Raw genomic sequence first — 16,715 nt, forward strand, 5'->3', positions numbered from 1 at the left:
GACATGGAACAGATAACAGTGCGCAGCAGGGCGAGGGTCCCTGCGATCACCTGCGGGAGCAGCGCGACCAGTTCGCGCCTCGACCGCCATCTGTCGGTGCTGGGCGGTCCCGCCGTCCCGCAGCGGGAGACGGTCGAGGCGACCTCGCTGATGCGTGAACTGACCGCGCGCCAGCCGCACGACCGCAGTGGCAGGGGAGCGCGTGTACGTCGCGTCTCGCTCTTCGCACCGCTGCGCCGCCTGCGCCGCTCGCTCTTCGGCGGCAGGTAGGGGCCCGCGCTCGGGCGGTCACACCGCCCCTGGCGTCACGCTGCGCACTCGTCGTCCGTCATCCCCACGGCACGCGGCAGCGCCAGGTGTCTCCCGAGCGCGGTACGTCCTCCCCCCTCCCCGATCTATCGCTCCCCGCGTGCGTACTGACGCACGGCCAACGGCACGAAGATCCCGAGCAGTACGGCACACCACATCAGCGACCCCGCGACGGGGTGGGCCACCGGCCAGGCCGCTCCGCCGGGCACCGGCGCGATGGGGGCACCTCCCTGCTCGAGCGAAGCCGAGAGCTTGGGGGAGAACAGGTCCCGCAGGGCCGTCGCGACCGCGCTGATCGGATTCCACTCGGCGACCGTCCGCAGCCACCCGGGCAGTCCCGTCGTCGGGATGTACGCACTGGACAGCAGCGGCAGCAGGAAGGTCGCCCCGCCGAGCTGACCGGCCGCCTCCTCGTTCCGGGTGAGCAGGCCGAGGTAGATCCCGGCCCAGGTGCACGCGAAGCGGAACAGCAGCAACAGTCCGACGGCCCCCGCCGCTTCGAGCGGGCCGCCCTCGATCCGCCAGCCCACCGCGAGTCCGACCAGCAGGAACGGCACCGTCCCGGCGGCTGTGACCACGAGGTCCGCCGCGGCCTGTCCGAGCGGTACGGCCGCCCGGCTCATCGGCAGCGTGCGGAAGCGGTTCGTCACGCCCCGGTGGGTGTCCTGGGCCGCCTGGAACATGCCGGTCATGATGCCGCCCGCGGCGGTCGCCACCAGCAGGCCCGGCACGAGGAACGACCGGTACGCCTCGCCCGGCATCGCCAGCGCGCTGCCGAAGACATAACCGAAGAACAGCAGCATGCTGACCGGCATCGTCTGGGTGATGATCAGCAGCCCCGGGTTGTTCCGCATGCGCCGCAACTGGCGCCCCAGCATCGCGGTCCCGTCGTACGCCAGCGTGCTCATGCGGCAGCCTCCCTCTCCTCGTCGGTGGTCTCGGTCAGGCGCAGGAACACGTCGTCCAGCGTCGGTGGCCGCAGGCTCACGTCGAGCAGCGGTACGCCCGCCGTGTCCAGTGCGCGCACCAGACGCGGGAGGGTGAGGGTCGGGTCCTTGCTGACCGCGCCGACGGCGCCCCGCTCATGGTCGAACGACGGCTGCCCGCCCGTGATCCGGTCGAGCACCTCCGCCGCCCGCACGAGTACGTCCGCGTCCGTCACCACGACCTCGGCGTGCGCCCCGACGAGCGCCTTGAGCTGTGCCGGCGACCCGGTGTGCGCGACCCGGCCCCGGTCCACCAGGGCGATGTCGTCGGCGAGTCGGTCGGCCTCCTCCAGGTACTGGGTGGTGAGGAGCACGGTCGTGCCCTCGGCGGTCAGCTCGCGCACCACGTCCCAGATGAGATTGCGGCTGGCCGGGTCGAGGCCGGTGGTCGGCTCGTCCAGGAACAGCACGTCGGGGCGGCGGATCAGGCTCGCCGCCAGGTCCAGGCGGCGGCGCATGCCGCCCGAGTAGGTGGACGCGGGCCGGTCGGCGGCCTCCGTCAGCCCGAAGCGGTCGAGGAGTTCCGCGGTCCGGCCGGCCGGGCCGCGCACCCGGTGCAGCCGGCCGAACAACCGGAGGTTCTGGCGTCCGGTCAGGTCCCCGTCGATCGAGGTGTCCTGCCCGGTGACACCGATCCGGCTCCGTACGGCGGCGGCCTCGCGGACGAGGTCGTGCCCGGCGACCCGCGCGGAGCCCGCGTCCGGCCGCAGCAGTGTGGTCAGCAGCCGTACGGCCGTGGTCTTGCCCGCCCCGTTCGGCCCGAGGACCCCGCACACCGTGCCCTCGGCCACCGCGAGGTCCAGTCCGCGCACCGCGTGGACCTCCCCGAATCGCTTCTCCAGACCCTCACTAAGTACAGCGTACGTAGAAGTCATGGCTCGACCATAGCGCACTACGTACGCTGTACGTAACTAGGATGGTGGCCGAGGTGATGATCGATGGCGGGCCGAGCGGCCGTACCCGAAGTGATCTGGGCGCGCCCCGAGCGCACCGGCCGTGGGCCGAAACCGGCGTTCACGCGCGCCGGTATCGCGGCGGCGGCGGTGCGGATCGCCGACGCGGAGGGGCTCGACGGGGTGTCCATGCGGCATGTCGCCGCGGCGTTGGGCTGCGGCACGATGTCGCTGTACAACTACGTCCCCCGAAAGGAGGACCTGTACGAGCTGATGGTGGACGCCGTCGGCGCCGAGCACGAGATGTTCGAACCCACGGGCGACTGGCGCGCCGACATGCTCCGCAACGCGGAGGAGACGCGGGCCATCATGTACCGCCACACCTGGGTGCCGCGCCTGATGGCCGGGGTGCACGGCTTCAGCCCCAACACCCTGCGCTACCTGGAGCACTGCCTGGCCTGCCTCGAACCGCTCGACGTCCCGGCCGGTACGAAGACGGAGCTGATCGCGCTGCTCAACGGCATCGTGGCGACCTACACCGCGAACGACATCGCGACCGTCGAACGCACCCGCTCCATGCCGTGGTCCGAGGAGGAGGAGAACGCGGTGCGGATGGCCTATCTGGGCAGCCAGGTGGCCACCGGCGCCTATCCGCGACTCGCCGCTGCCTTCGGGGAGCAGAGCGGGCCGGTCGATCTGAACGCGGTGTTCCGGCGGGCGCTCGAACGCGTCCTGGACGCCTTCGATCCCGCCCTGCGGTAGGAGCCGCGACGCCGGCTCGCGCTAGAGCAGCGCGAGCTGGCCCTCCGGGCCCTCCTCGGGGCCGTCCAGCACCGAGGCCGGGCGGCGGGCCGTCGCCGGGACGGGGAGGAGGCCCGCCTCGCGGAGTTCGGCCGGCGTGATCGGGTCGGGGACCGTCAGGTCGTCCAGGGGGCGCAGTGCGGCCAGCAGGGCGAGGACCGTGATCAGTTCGAGCAGCTCCGACGTCCAGGTCTGCGACCAGGTCGCCGGGCGGATCGCCGCGAGGGTGCCCGGCTCGGCCTCGGTGACACGCGCCGCGAACCACTGTTCCAGGACGCGCACCCCGTCCGCCTCGAAGTCCCAGGCCTCCGGCGGCACCGGGGAGATGCGGCCGTCGCCCAGCAGCAGGGCCTCCTCGTCCCTGTCGTAGTCCAGGGTCAGGGGTCGCGCGGGCAGCGGGGCGCGGACGTAGGGGCGGCGGCCGCCGGGGAGCTTCGGGCGTTCGCCGTCGCGGCGCATCAGCCACAGCAGGCGGTGGCCCAGCTCCACGCCCCGCGCCCACTCGTCGGCGTCACCGGTGAGCGGGACGGTGAGATCCGGGCGAGCCGTGGCCGTGATCCAGGCCAGGACGTCCAGTGGGGCGGGGGCGGCGCCCAGGCGTGAGCCGAGGTGCTCCAGCAGGCCGGGGGCCAGGTTCGGTTCCCGCCCGCCCGGCCGGCGGAACAGCGGGCGGACGCGGCCGGGGCGGAGCAGCGGGAGCAGTGAGGTGACGAGGAGGGGAGGGGCGAGGGCCTCGGGCGCCTCCACCACGAAGACCTGATGCCCGTCCGCCACCCGCCACAGCTCCGGGCGGGCCGCGTCGATCAGCCGCTGGTCGGGGATCAGCCACTGTTCGTCGAAGGGCGCGCGCAGCACGCGCACCGGCTCCGGGCACGGGCCCGAGGCGCGGAGCAGCTTCTCCGTGCCGCCGCTCCGGCCGGGCAGCTGGCCGACCGCCGAGTGCAGCGTGCGCGAGCGGGTCGGCTCGAACAGGGTCTCGCGGTCGGGTCCCTCGGCCTTCACCAAGGCGTCCCAGCGGGCCTTCAGGGACGCCGCGTCGGGGGCCGCCGGCCAGCCCCGGCCGAGCCGCGGCGGTGCGACGGACCACGGCATGAGGTCCGCCAGCGGCGGAGCGTCGTCGTGCGTCACGCAGGGCATCGTACGACGCCCCCGAGGGGCGCGGGGAACCCTGCGAGGGCCCCACCGGCACGCGGGGCGACCGCTACGCGTCCAGGGTCACCGTGAAGGAGAACCGGTCGCCCCGGTACTGGATGACGGCCACGTCCAGCGGCCGGCCGCCGGTGTCGTACGTGATGCCCGTGTAGTGCAGGATCGGGCTGAGCAGCGGCACTTGGAGCAGCTTCGCGGTCTCCGGGTCGGCGAGCCGGGCCTCCACCGTGTCCGTGATGCGGCTGATGTCCACCCCGACGACATCCCGCAGCACCTTGGTCATGGGCCACCGCACGAGGTCGTCCAGGTCGATGCGCGCGGCCAGTTCGGGACGGACGTAGTTCCGCGCATGGTTCGTCGGCTCGCCCGTCTTCTCGTCGCTGCGCAGCCGGTGGTACGTCGAGACCTCCCGCGTCTCCGGGAAGAACTCGGCGAGTTCGCCCGGCACGGGGATCGTGCCGTGGTCCAGCAGTTCGGACGTCATGCCGGACTGCTGGGCCACGATCGCGTCCACCGAGCCGAGCAGCCGGACCGGTGAACCCCGGCGCGCGTGCGGCTCGATGAAGGTGCCCCGCCGGCGATGGCGGGTGATCAGCCCCTCGTCCTCCAGCTCCTTCAGCGCCTGCCGCATGGTCAGCACGCTCACGCCGTAGTGCCCGGCCAACCGCTCCTCGGTGGGCAGGCGCAGCGGGTCCTGGGGCGAGCGGCCGAGGATCGAGGCGCGCAGCGACTGCGACACCTGGTACCAGAGCGGCAGCTTGCGGTTCAGGACGATCGAGTCCGGGGCGAAGGAGGTCACGGGCCATCCGTACCGGTCAGGGGTGCTCAGTGCAAGGGACGGAAGTGCCGCTCCAGGCCCTGCCAGACGTCGTCGTAACGCTGTTGGAGGTGTTCCGCCCGGGCCGCGTGCGGGGTGAGGGTCAGCGGCCAGCGGGTCTCGAACATGAACGCCAGTCCGTCGTCGATCTTCTGGGGCCTCAGCTCGGCGGCGCTGGCCCGGTCGAAGGTCTCCCGGTCCGGGCCGTGCGCCGACATCATGTTGTGCAGCGAACCGCCGCCCGGCACGAAGCCCTCCGCCTTCGCGTCGTACGCGCCCTCGATCAGGCCCATGTACTCGCTCATCACGTTCCGGTGGAAGTACGGCGGCCGGAAGGTGTCCTCGCCCACCAGCCAGCGCGGCGCGAACACCACGAAGTCGACCCCGGCCAGCCCCGGGGTGTCCGACGGGGACGTCAGCACCGTGAAGATCGACGGGTCCGGGTGGTCGTAGGTGATGGTGCCGAGCGCGTTGAAACGGCGCAGGTCGTAGACGTACGGCACATGGTTGCCGTGCCAGGCGACGACATCGAGCGGGGAGTGGTCGTAGGTGGCCGTCCAGAGGTTGCCGCAGAACTTGTTCACCACCTCCACCGGGCCCTCGACGTCCTCGTACGCGGCGACCGGGGCGCGGAAGTCCCGGGGATGGGCGAGGCCGTTCGCGCCGATCGGGCCCAGGTCGGGGAGGCGGAAGGGCGCGCCGTAGTTCTCGCACACATAGCCGCGGGCGGATCCGTCCAGCAGCTCCACACGGAAGCGGACCCCACGGGGGACGAGCGCGACATGGCCCGGCTCCACATGGAGCAGACCGAACTCGGTGCGCAGCAGCAGCCCGCCGCGCTCCGGGACGATCAGCAGCTCGCCGTCGGCGTCGCTGAACACCCGCTCCATCGAGACGTTGGCCGCGTAGAGGTGCACGGCGACGCCGGTGCGCTGGGTGGCGTCGCCGTTGCCGCCCAGCGTCCACAGGCCGGCCAGGAAGTCGGTCTCGGGGGCCGGGTCGGGAAGGGGGTTCCAGCGCAGCCGGTTCGGGTCGGGCACGGTCTGGGTGAAGGGAGCGGTGCGGACCGAGCCGTTGTGGGCCCGGGTGAACGCCGGGTGCGCGGCCGACGGGCGGATCCGGTACAGCCAGGAGCGGCGGTTGTGGGAGCGCGGCTCGGTGAAGGCCGTACCGCTGAGCTGCTCCGCGTACAGCCCGAGCGGGGCCCGCTGCGGCGAGTTGCGGCCCTCGGGCAGCGCGCCCGGGACGGCCTCGGAGCCGTGCTCGTTGCCGAAGCCGGAGAGATAGGTCAGCCCTTCGGCCCTCTTCCGCGCTCCCTCGCGCTCGGACACGCCTGCGCGGGAGGTACCCCCATCGCCCATGATCGCTGCTCCCTTGCCATCCGATTCCTATGGAACACCGTAGGATTGCGTTTTCCGCGACGCAAGAGGGACACGCACCCTCCTCACGACGGATGACCTGAACCCGACTTGAGGACGATCCGCCGGGCCTGGGGCGCGCTCTACGCTCGCGGACATGACGTGGACACGTGGACCTCTCGCCCTGCTCGCGGTCTGCGTCCTGCTGACCGGAGCCGCCGGCTGCGGCTCCGGCCAGGAGCCGGAGCGGGGGAGCGGGGCCTCGCCCACGCCCGTGGGCACGCTCCTGGAGGACCGGGACCCGGAGGGGCGGCCCTACCGTCAGGTGGCCCAGCGGGACGCCCCCGACGTCGGCATCGAGGTGCAGCCCGACGGGGCCGGCGACTGGGACGTCCGGCTGGCCGTCCGGAAGTTCCGCTTCTCGGGGGCGGGTGCGGCGGACGAGGCGGTGGCCGGGCGCGGACTCGCGCACCTCTATGTGGACGGCCGCCTCGTCGCCCGGCTCCGCACCACCGAGTACCGGCTGGCCGCCCACCTCGTGCCGCGCGGCACGCACCACGTCACGGCCCGCCTCTACGCCGACGACGGCACCGCCTGGGCGGTGGACGGGCGGCCCGTGGAGAGCACGGCCGACATCACCGCGTCACAACCCGGCCCGGGCGCGAAGCCGAGCGCGAGCGCCCCGGGGGAAGCGCGGACGCACGCGACGGACGCCCGGCCCCGGATCGGGGGGCGAGGTTCACCCGACCGCGCCGGAAAGGCATCATGAAGCCCGTGCCCCACGCGACATCGCTCCGTCGTGCGCCCGTGCAGCGGCGCAGTGCCGAACGCCTGACCAGGATCCTCGACGCCTGCGCCGACCTCCTCGACGAGGTCGGCTACGACGACCTGAGCACCCGCGCCGTCGCCCAGCGGGCCGGCGTCCCCATCGGCTCGGTCTACCGCTTCTTCGGCAACAAACGCCAGATGGCCGACGCGCTGGCCCAGCGCAACCTCGAGCGGTACTCCGCCCGCGTCACCGAGCGCCTGCGGGAGACGGGCGGCGGGGACTGGCGGGTGGCCATGGACGCCGTGCTCGACGAGTACCTGGAGATGAAGCGCACCGCGCCCGGCTTCTCCCTCGTCGACTTCGGCAACCAGATCCCCGTCGGCGCCCGCCACAGCGAACCCAACCACCGTGTCGCCGACCGCCTCAGCGAACTCCTCTCCGGCTATCTCGACCGTGAGCCCGACGAGGATCTGCGCCGGGTGTTCCTCATCGCCGTCGAGACCGCCGACACACTCGTGCACCTGGCCTTCCGGGTCGCGCCGGACGGAGACCCGAAGGTCATCGAGGAGATGCGGGAGATGCTGCGGGCGTATCTGTCCCGGGTGCTCGACTGACCTGGTGCGTCCTGGACCCGTCGGGCGATCCGGTTCCTCCAGGGCCTCCCCTCCATGCATACCGGTCGGTATGCTCGGGCGCGTTCGTGCGTCACCGTAGCCGCCGCCCCCGGGAGGACCCGTGTCCCGCACCGCCCTGCGTATCTGTCCCCTGTGCGAGGCCACCTGCGGCCTGACCCTCACCATCGAGGGGACGCGCGTCACCCGTGCCCGAGGTGACCGCGACGATGTGTTCAGCGCGGGGTTCGTCTGCCCCAAGGGCGCGTCCTTCGGCGCCGTCGACTCCGACCCCGACCGGTTGCGCACCCCGCTGGTGCGCCGGGACGGCGAACTGCGCGAGGCCACCTGGGAGGAGGCCTTCGACGCCGTCGCCGCCGGCATCCGCCCGGTCGTCGAGCGGTACGGCCCGAACTCCGTCGGCGTCGTCCTCGGCAACCCCAATGTGCACACCATGGCCGGGGCCCTGTACCCGACGCTGCTGCTCGCCGGGCTCGGCACTCGCAGCGTCTTCACCGCCTCCACGGTCGACCAGATGCCCAAGCACGTCTCCAGCGGACTGCTCTACGGCGACGCGAACGCCATCCCCGTGCCCGACCTCGACCACACCGACCATCTGCTCCTGATCGGCGCCAACCCGCTGGAGTCCAACGGCAGTCTGTGCACCGCCCCCGACTTCCCGGGCAAGCTCAAGGCGCTCAAGGCCCGTGGCGGCACCCTCGTCGTCATCGACCCGCGGCGCACCCGGACCGCCAAGCTCGCCGACCGGCACATCGCCGTACGGCCCGGCACCGACGCGCTGCTGCTGGCGGCGATGGCCCAGGTGCTCTACGCCGAGGGCCTCGTCGAGCCCACCCCGCACGTCCAGGGCGTCGAGGAACTGGCCGACGCCCTGGAGGAGTTCACCCCCGAGGCCGTCGCCCCGGCCTGTGACGTCGACGCCGGGCTCATCCGCACCCTCGCCCGTGAACTGGCCGCCGCCCCCACCGCCGCCGTGTACGGCCGCATCGGCAGCTGCACCGTCCCGCACGGCACCCTGGCCAGCTGGCTCGTCGACGTCCTGAACATCCTCACCGGCAACCTCGACCGGCCGGGCGGCGCGCTCTTCCCGCAGGCCGCCACCGACAGGACCCCGCGCCCCGCCGGGCCCGGACGGGGCTTCGCCCTCGGGCGCTGGCACTCCCGGGTGAGCCGGCACCCCGAGGCGAAGGGCGAGCTGCCCCTGTCGGCCCTCGCCGAGGAGATCGACACCGCCACCGAGGAGGGCGAGCCGGTGCGCGCGCTCGTCGCCGTCGCCGCCAACCCCGTCCTGTCCGCGCCCGACGGCGACCGGCTCGACAAGGCGCTCGACTCGCTCGACTTCATGGTCAGCGTCGACCCCTACCTCAACGAGACCTCACGCCACGCCCATGTCGTGCTGCCCCCGCCCCCGCCCTCCCAGAGCCCGCACCACGACTTCGCCTTCAACACCCTCGCCGTCCGCAACCAGGTCCGCTACACCCGCCCCGCGGTCCCGCTGGAACCCGGACGGATGGCGGAGACGGAGATCCTGGCCCGGCTGATCCTCGCCGCGACGGGCATGCACGGGACCGACCCCGCCGCCGTCGACCGGATGGTCATCGACCAGACCCTCGGCAAGGCGGTCACGGAACCCCACTCGCCCGTATACGACCGCGACCCCCGCGACCTCGCCGCACAGCTCACCGGCGACACCGGCCCCGAGCGACGGCTGGACATGATGCTGCGCCTCGGCCCCTACGGCGACGGCTTCGGCGTACGACCGGACGGGCTCACCCTGGAGAAGCTGCTCGCGCATCCGCACGGCATCGACCTCGGCCCGCTGGCCTCCCGGCTCCCGCAGCCGCTGAAGACCCGCAGCGGCCTGGTGGAGCTGCTGCCGGAGCCGATCGCGCGGGACCTGCCCCGCCTTCGCGCGGCCCTGGCAGAACGCCCCGAGGGGCTCGTCCTGGTCGGCCGCCGCCATCTGCGCTCCAACAACAGCTGGATGCACAACGTGCCCGCCCTCACCGGCGGCTCCAACCGCTGCACCCTGCACATCCACCCCGAGGACGCCGAACGGCTGGGCGTCGAGGACGGGGCGCCGGTGCGGGTGAAGGGCGCCGGGGGAGAGGTCACCGCACCCGCCGAGGTCACGGACGCCGTCCGCAAGGGCGTGGTGAGCCTCCCGCACGGCTGGGGCCACAACCGGCCCGGCACCCGCCTCGGCCACGCCTCGACCGACCCCGGCGTCAACGTCAACCAGCTCCTCGACGGCCGGCTGCTCGACCCGCTGTCGGGCAACGCGGTCCTCAACGGAGTGCCCGTCGCATGCGCCCCGGCGGCCGAAAAGCTCATGCCCCTGACCTGAGCAAAGCTGTGACCAGCAGTTTTGCGCTTATTGCTCGCACGTCAACGTCTTGTTAACGCTGCTTGACGGGACCTAACGTCTCGGGAACCGCCGGCCCTGGTGGGATGTTCAAGGGCGAACGTTAGGTATCCACTCATGCTGACCATCCTCGGCTTCGCCATGATCGCGACCTTCCTGGTCCTGATCATGATGAAGAAGATGTCGCCGATCGCGGCGCTCGTGCTGATTCCCGCGCTGTTCTGCGTGTTCGTCGGCAAGGGTGCCCACCTCGGCGACTACGTCCTCGACGGCGTGACCGACCTCGCCCCCACCGCGGCGATGCTCATGTTCGCGATCGTCTACTTCGGTGTGATGATCGACGTCGGTCTCTTCGACCCGATCGTCCGCGGGATCCTCAAATTCTGTAAAGCGGACCCGATGCGGATCGTCGTGGGCACCGCCCTGCTCGCGGCGATCGTCTCGCTGGACGGCGACGGCTCCACCACCTTCATGATCACCGTCTCGGCGATGTACCCGCTGTACAAGCGCCTGAAGATGAGCCTGGTCGTGATGACCGGTGTCGCCGCCATGGCCAACGGCGTGATGAACACCCTCCCCTGGGGCGGCCCGACCGCCCGCGCCGCGACCGCGCTCAAGCTCGACGCCAGCGAGATCTTCGTCCCGATGATCCCGGCGCTCCTGGTGGGCCTGCTCTTCGTCTTCGGTCTCTCCTACGTGCTCGGTGTCCGTGAGCGCCGTCGGCTCGGCATGCTGACGCTGGACGAGGTGCTGGAGGAGGAGAAGGAGAGCGAGACGGTCCTCGTGGGCTCCGGCGGTTCCGGCGACTCGGGCGACGGCAAGGTCTCCATGCGCAAGGGCGGCGGCTCGGGTGCCGGCACCGACGCGGACGCGGGCTCCGGCGGTGGCGCCGACGCCGAGGACGACGCCGAGGACGACAGCTTCCAGGGCCTCGACCCGAACCGGGCCACCCTGCGCCCCAAGCTCTACTGGTTCAACGCGCTGCTCACGGTCGCCCTGCTCACCGCCATGATCATGGAGTGGCTGCCGATCCCGGTGCTGTTCCTGCTCGGTGCCGCGCTGGCCCTCACCGTGAACTTCCCGCACATCCCCGACCAGAAGGCGCGCCTCGCCGCCCACGCCGACAACGTCCTGAACGTCTCCGGCATGGTCTTCGCCGCCGCCGTCTTCACCGGCGTCCTCCAGGGCACCGGCATGGTCGACAACATGGCCAAGTGGATGGTGGACGTCATCCCCGCGGGCATGGGCCCGCACATGGCCATCGTCACCGGTGTGCTGAGCCTGCCGCTGACCTACTTCATGTCGAACGACGGCTTCTACTTCGGTGTCCTGCCGGTCCTCGCCGAGGCCGGTGCCGCGCACGGCGTCTCCCCGGTGGAGATGGCCCGCGCCTCGCTGGTCGGCCAGCCCCTGCACATGTCGAGCCCGCTCGTCCCGGCCGTCTACGTCCTGGTCGGCATGGCCAAGGTCGAATTCGGCGACCACACCAAGTTCGTCGTGAAGTGGGCCGCCCTCACCTGCCTGGTCATCCTCGGCGCGGGCATCCTGTTCGGGATCATCTGACCTTGTCCGATCCCCGTTGGAGTACATCGTGAGGCCCGGTGGGAACCGCGGCTGGCTGCTCCGCCTCGTCATCGCCTTCAGCTTCGCGCAGGCGGCGGTGTCGATGGCCCGGCCCGCCGTCTCCTACCGGGCCCTCGCGCTGGGCGCGGACGAACGTGCCGTCGGTGTGATCGCCGGTGTCTACGCGCTGCTTCCGCTGTTCGCCGCCGTCCCCCTGGGCCGCCGTACCGACCACGGCCGCTGCGCGCCCCTGCTGCCCTTCGGTGTCGTCCTCATCTCCGGCGGCTGCGCCCTCAGCGGCGTCGCCGGCTCCCTGGGGACGATGGCCCTGTGGAGCGGGGTGATGGGCCTCGGCCATCTCTGCTTCGTCATCGGCTCACAGTCCCTCGTCGCGCGCCAGTCCGCGCCGCACGAACAGGACCGCAACTTCGGGCACTTCACCATCGGCGCGGCCCTCGGCCAACTCGTCGGCCCCATCGCGGCGGGCGCGCTGATCGGCGGCGGGGACATGGCGGGCACCAGCGCGCTCGCCCTGATCGTCGCGGGCGGGGTCGCGGCGGTCGCGTTCACCTCGCTGTGGCGTATCGAGCACCGCCGTACGGCGGACACGTCCCGCGCGGACAAGGGCGCCCGGGTCCCGGTCGGGAGCATCCTGCGGACCCGGGGCGTGCCCGCCGGCATCCTCATCAGCCTCGCCGTGCTGTCCGCGACCGACATCCTCACCGCCTACCTCCCGGTGGTCGGCGAGCACCGGGGCATCGCGCCGTCCGTGATCGGCGTCCTGCTCAGTCTGCGCGCGGCGGCGACCATCGCCTGCCGTCTGGTGCTGACGCCCCTGCTGCGGCTGCTCGGCCGGACCCTGCTGCTCACCGTGACGTGTCTGCTGGCGGCCCTGCTGTGCGCGGGGATCGCCCTGCCGGTGCCGGTGTGGGCGCTCGGGCTGCTGCTCGTCCTGCTCGGCTTCTGCCTGGGCGTCGGGCAGCCGCTGTCCATGACGACGGTCGTCCAGGCCGCGCCCGACGAGGCCCGTTCCACGGCGCTCGCCCTGCGGCTGACCGGCAACCGGCTCGGCCAGGTCGCCGCGCCCGCCGCGGCCGGGCTGATCGCCGGGGTCGCGGGGGTCGCGGCGCCGTTCGTGATGCTGGGGGTGCTGTTGCTGGCGTCGGCGGGGGTCGCGGTGCGGTCCCCGCGGGAGCCGGAGGAGGCTGAGGAGGCGGACGGAGCGGGCGACCCCGAACCCCGGCGGAACGGGATGCCATTGGGCCGGAAGAGCGACATCTGACGCGTCGTGGGCGCTGCTCCGGCGTTTCCGGGTGACATGTGGCAGATAGTCAGGTGACGAGGTGTTTGTATGAAAATCATCTGACTTGGAGGCATGTTCATGCCCGTCGTACCCCTCGCGCGCCGTGCCGGCACCCGCACCGCCGTCCTCGCCGCTCTCACCCTCGCCGGGACCACCCTGAGCGGGGTGCCCGCTGTCGCCGCTCCGGGGGACAACGGGGACGTCAAGATCCACGCCACGGAGACGGCCGCCGGAGACCGGCGCAACGATCCGAAGGTCTGCGACTTCTACCTCGCCGCGTTCGACTTCGAGGCGGGCGAGACGGTCAACTGGACCATCCAGGCCCTGCCCGAGGTGCCGGCCAAGAGCGGCTCGGTCACCCTCAACGCGGCCGGAGCGGGCCGCAGCCCCCTCATCGACCTGCCCAACGGGCAGTACAAGCTGACATGGCTCACCGACCGGGCCCACGGCGCCGGCAAGTTCAAGGTGTTCCAGGTCGCCTGCCCGGACTCCAAGGCCACCATCACCCCGAACGGCGGCGCCCCGGCGGGCGGTGGCGGCATCGCCCGCGCCGAGGCCTTCACCCCGGTCGCCGGCGCCGCCGCCGTAGGCCTGGCCGCCGTCGCCGGAGTGGTCTGGTTCCGCCTCCGCCGCCGCCCCGATGGCGCGGCGTAGGACGCCTTCCGCGTATCGCGCCGCCCCTTCCGTGGGGCGGCGCGAGTCCGGGGCGGGTTCGGCGCGGGGCGGGGGTGAATCCGGAGCCGTCCCGGAGGTCCGGCGTGGGGCCGGTTCCCGTTCCGGCGGCGCTCCGGTGGGGCGGCGTGGGGCCGGGTCCGGTTCTGGTGCCGTGGGGCGGCGTACGGCCGGGGAAGGGTCCGAGGCTGCCTCGGTGTCGCGGCGTGGGGCTGGCGCCGGGGCCGTCGGCGGCTCGGTGTCTCGGCGGGGGTCCGGGGCGGCCGGATCCGTCGCGGTACCGGTACCGGTAAGTCGCCGTGGGGCCGGAACCGTTGCCTCGCCGGGGTCTGCGCGAGGCACGGAGTTTTCGCGAGGTCCGGGGTCGTCGCGAGGCCCGGGGTCTACGCGAGGTGGGGCTGGTTCTGTCGCCACCGCTGCGGGTCGGCGCAGGGGCGGGGTCGGTTCGGGTGCCGAGCCGGTGGTTCGGCGCAGGGGCGGGGCCCGCGGTGGGTCCGGGGGACCCGGTGGACCCGGTGGGCCCGGTGGGACCGGAGGGCGTCGTGGAGCCGGGGGCGGAGGCCCCGAGGCCTGGCCGCGGCGGTCTCGCAGGCCCTGGTACCGGACGCGCGCCTATCGGCTGGCGCGGACGATCGCGGTGGCCTTCTCGCTGCTGCTGCTCGCCGTCTGCTGGGACCCGGGCGACGTACCCGGGTCCGCAACGGTCACGGCCCTCCCGACCAGCTCCGCAGAAGCCGCCGCGGCAGCCCTGCCGGGCACCTCCGGCACGGCACCGGCCCCCTCGGACGACGTCGGCGCCACCGCCACTCCGCCCAGCCGCTCCGCCACACCCCCCACCCTCCCCGCCAACTCCTCCGGCTCCCCGTCCGCCCGGCCCGGCACCTCCCGAACCCCCGGCACGGGCCCCGGCACCGGCACGCCCCAGGCACCCGCGTCCCGTACGGCCCCGCCCCAAGGCTCCGGCCCCCACACCTCCCTGCCCCCCACCGCCGGCCGAACCGCCCCGCCCTCACGTCCCTCAGCCGGCACCCCCAGTCCGCCCCGCACCCAACCCCCCACCCGCACCCGGCGTCCCTCCGCCCCCGGCCCGCTGCCCCACTCGCCGGCCACCCGCCTCCTCATCCCCTACCTCCGTATCAACGCCCCGATCATGCCCCTGGGCCTCGACCGCGAACGCCGTCTCACCGCGCCCCCGGAGGGCAAACCGAAACTGGTCGGCTGGTACCGGCACGGTGCCTCGCCCGGCGAGCAGGGTGTCGCCGTCGCTGTCGGGCATCTGGACACGGACCGCGGTCCCGCCGTCTTCGCGGGGCTGACGGAGCTGAAGCGGGGCCGGATCGTCGAGGCCCGCCGCGCCGACGGGCGGACCGCCGTCTACACGGTCGACGCCATCAAGTCGTACGAGAAGGCACGGTTCCCGAGCCAGGAGGTGTACGGCGCCCGGGGCCGCCCCGAGCTGCGCCTGATCACCTGCGGCGGCGCCTACGACCGCAGGAAGGGCTACTCCGGGAACGTCGTGGTCTTCGCCCATCTCACCGCCGTCCGCTGACGACCTGGCCGAATCAGGCCGTCCGCCTTCTCACCAGCTGGACCGGAGCCCCCGATCCCGCCCGGTGTCTTCCCCCGGCCGTACACATTCCGTTAACTTCCGTGACTCACAGCCCCGTACGACCCGCACGGGGCTTCCGACCCGCGGAGCACCAGCGCCCTGAAGACCCCTCGGGGGCACGCATGACACGCGCCATCTCCCTGCACGACGTGAGCAAGGCCTACACGCGCGGCTCCCGCGTGGTGGACCGGCTGTCGCTGGACATCACCCCGGGCGAGTTCCTCGTGCTGCTCGGCCCGTCCGGCTGCGGCAAGTCGACCGTGCTCAGAATGATCGCCGGGCTGGAGGAGATCGACGAGGGCGAGCTGCTGCTCGACGGCGAGTACGCCAACGACCTGCCGCCGTCCGGCCGGGACATGGCGATGGTCTTCCAGAACTTCGCCCTCTACCCCAACATGACCGGCCGGGCCAACATCGGCTTCCCGCTGCGCATCGAGGACCCGGGCACGGACCCCCGGCCGCGGGTGGACGCCACCGCCCGCCTGCTCGGCATCGAGGACCTCCTCGACCGCCTGCCCGCCCAGCTCTCCGGCGGTGAACGCCAGCGCGTCGCCATGGGCCGGGCCATCGCCCGCCACCCCTCCGCGTTCCTGATGGACGAGCCGCTGTCCAATCTCGACGCCAAGCTCCGCACCCATCTGCGCGCCGAGATAGCCCAGCTCACCGGGGAGTTGGGCGTCACCACGGTCTACGTCACCCACGACCAGGCCGAGGCCATGTCGCTGGGCGACCGGGTCGCCGTGCTGCGCGGCGGTGTGCTCCAGCAGGCCGACAGCCCGCGCGTGGTGTACGCGCTGCCCAGCAATGTCTTCGTCGCCGCGTTCATCGGCACCCCGCGCATCAACCTCCTGCGCGGACTGGTGCGTGCCCCGCTGGACGGCGCGATGACCATCAGCCTGGGCAAGCAGTTCCTGCGCCTGCCCGAACCGCTCTCCCTGGACCACCAGTTGCTGCGGGTCCAGCAGGGCCGCGGGGTCATCGTGGGCCTGCGCTCGGAAGCCGTCCGGATCGCCAAGCACTCCTCGGCCCGGCCCGGCGAGGTGCCGATCACCGGCCTGGTCGAGCATGTGGAGTTCCAGGGGCACGAGATCCTCGTCCACTTCAACACCGGCTCCAGCCCCGCCGTCGTCCCCGACCTGGAGGCCCCGCGTCCCCGCCCCGGCCGAGCCGCCCGGCGCCGCCGTCGCGAGGGCTCGGTGCTCACCCGGCTGCGGGAGCGGTCCGCGGCCGGACGGGCCGGACCCGTCGTCGCCCTGGACCACCCCGAGACCGCCGCCCCCGCCCCCGCCGAACCCCGCCTGCCCGGGGACCTCATCGTCCGCACCACCCCCGACCTGGCCCTCCGCCACGGCATGCAGGTGCCGCTCCTCGTCGACCTCGCCCACCTCTTCGTCTTCGACCAGGACGGCGACCGCATCTGCCCGCATCCGGCACGCCTGCCCGACCTGGAAAGGTGAGCAGTGGCACACCCATGACCCGGCACCCGTGA

15 protein-coding genes are annotated in these 16,715 nt (G+C 72.9%); 10 read left to right on the forward strand and 5 right to left on the reverse strand.

Translation table 11 applies throughout. The features are described from left to right. The first annotated feature begins 3 nt into the window (after positions 1-3). Entirely contained in the window at positions 4-270 is a 267-nt protein-coding gene (locus tag KJK29_RS30675) for a hypothetical protein (protein WP_184562045.1), read from the forward strand. Positions 271-395: 125 nt separating this feature from the next. On the opposite strand, the gene KJK29_RS30680 is transcribed toward KJK29_RS30675, so the two are convergent. Both KJK29_RS30680 and KJK29_RS30685 read right to left on the reverse strand, forming a co-directional pair. Next, positions 396-1,217, reverse strand: a complete 822-nt coding sequence (locus KJK29_RS30680) for an ABC transporter permease (protein WP_215122423.1) — start codon at positions 1,215-1,217, stop codon at positions 396-398. Beyond that, a complete protein-coding gene (locus KJK29_RS30685) occupies positions 1,214-2,170 on the reverse strand; it encodes an ATP-binding cassette domain-containing protein (protein WP_215122424.1) in 957 nt (318 codons plus the stop codon). Before KJK29_RS30685 ends, KJK29_RS30680 begins: the two co-directional genes overlap by 4 nt. A gap of 63 nt (positions 2,171-2,233) precedes the next feature. Here KJK29_RS30685 and KJK29_RS30690 point away from each other — a divergent pair, with 63 nt between their 5' ends. Further along, positions 2,234-2,950, forward strand: coding sequence for a TetR/AcrR family transcriptional regulator (locus tag KJK29_RS30690; RefSeq protein ID WP_215122425.1), 717 nt, complete (start codon positions 2,234-2,236; stop codon positions 2,948-2,950). A gap of 21 nt (positions 2,951-2,971) precedes the next feature. Here KJK29_RS30690 and KJK29_RS30695 read toward each other — a convergent pair whose 3' ends face one another. From KJK29_RS30695 to hmgA, 3 genes are all read right to left on the reverse strand, one after another. Beyond that, on the reverse strand, positions 2,972-4,126 hold the full coding sequence (locus KJK29_RS30695; protein WP_215122426.1) for a type ISP restriction/modification enzyme: 1,155 nt from the start codon (positions 4,124-4,126) through the stop codon (positions 2,972-2,974). Positions 4,127-4,190: 64 nt separating this feature from the next. After that, complete coding sequence (locus tag KJK29_RS30700; RefSeq protein ID WP_215122427.1) at positions 4,191-4,937, reverse strand: GntR family transcriptional regulator; 747 nt, start codon at positions 4,935-4,937, stop codon at positions 4,191-4,193. A gap of 26 nt (positions 4,938-4,963) precedes the next feature. Further along, positions 4,964-6,316 (reverse strand): homogentisate 1,2-dioxygenase, encoded by a 1,353-nt coding sequence (gene hmgA / locus KJK29_RS30705; RefSeq protein ID WP_215122428.1) that lies wholly within the window; start codon positions 6,314-6,316, stop codon positions 4,964-4,966. 154 nt (positions 6,317-6,470) lie between these two features. On the opposite strand from hmgA, the gene KJK29_RS30710 reads away from it, so the two are divergent. From KJK29_RS30710 to KJK29_RS30745, 8 genes are all read left to right on the forward strand, one after another. Then, positions 6,471-7,082, forward strand: a complete 612-nt coding sequence (locus KJK29_RS30710) for a hypothetical protein (protein WP_215122429.1) — start codon at positions 6,471-6,473, stop codon at positions 7,080-7,082. Further along, a complete protein-coding gene (locus KJK29_RS30715; RefSeq protein ID WP_215122430.1) occupies positions 7,079-7,696 on the forward strand; it encodes a TetR/AcrR family transcriptional regulator in 618 nt (205 codons plus the stop codon). The genes KJK29_RS30710 and KJK29_RS30715 overlap by 4 nt, the downstream gene beginning before the upstream one ends. Before the next feature lie 121 nt (positions 7,697-7,817). Beyond that, positions 7,818-10,061, forward strand: coding sequence for a molybdopterin oxidoreductase family protein (locus KJK29_RS30720; protein WP_215122431.1), 2,244 nt, complete (start codon positions 7,818-7,820; stop codon positions 10,059-10,061). 135 nt (positions 10,062-10,196) lie between these two features. After that, entirely contained in the window at positions 10,197-11,642 is a 1,446-nt protein-coding gene (locus KJK29_RS30725) for a CitMHS family transporter (protein ID WP_215122432.1), read from the forward strand. Positions 11,643-11,670: 28 nt separating this feature from the next. Beyond that, positions 11,671-12,924 carry an MFS transporter gene (locus KJK29_RS30730; protein WP_215122433.1) on the forward strand — a complete coding sequence of 418 codons (1,254 nt, stop codon included), beginning with the start codon at positions 11,671-11,673 and terminating at the stop codon, positions 12,922-12,924. Between the two features lie 93 nt (positions 12,925-13,017). Continuing rightward, on the forward strand, positions 13,018-13,599 hold the full coding sequence (locus KJK29_RS30735; protein WP_215122434.1) for a hypothetical protein: 582 nt from the start codon (positions 13,018-13,020) through the stop codon (positions 13,597-13,599). A 655-nt stretch (positions 13,600-14,254) separates the two neighbouring features. Next, the gene (locus KJK29_RS39290) at positions 14,255-15,166 is read left to right on the forward strand and encodes a class F sortase (RefSeq protein ID WP_321170475.1); all 912 of its coding nucleotides are present in this window, start codon (positions 14,255-14,257) and stop codon (positions 15,164-15,166) included. A gap of 182 nt (positions 15,167-15,348) precedes the next feature. Next, entirely contained in the window at positions 15,349-16,683 is a 1,335-nt protein-coding gene (locus KJK29_RS30745; protein WP_215122436.1) for an ABC transporter ATP-binding protein, read from the forward strand. Positions 16,684-16,715 lie beyond the last annotated feature (32 nt).

The sequence above is a fragment of the Streptomyces koelreuteriae genome, from assembly GCF_018604545.1.
Classification (GTDB): domain Bacteria; phylum Actinomycetota; class Actinomycetes; order Streptomycetales; family Streptomycetaceae; genus Streptomyces; species Streptomyces koelreuteriae.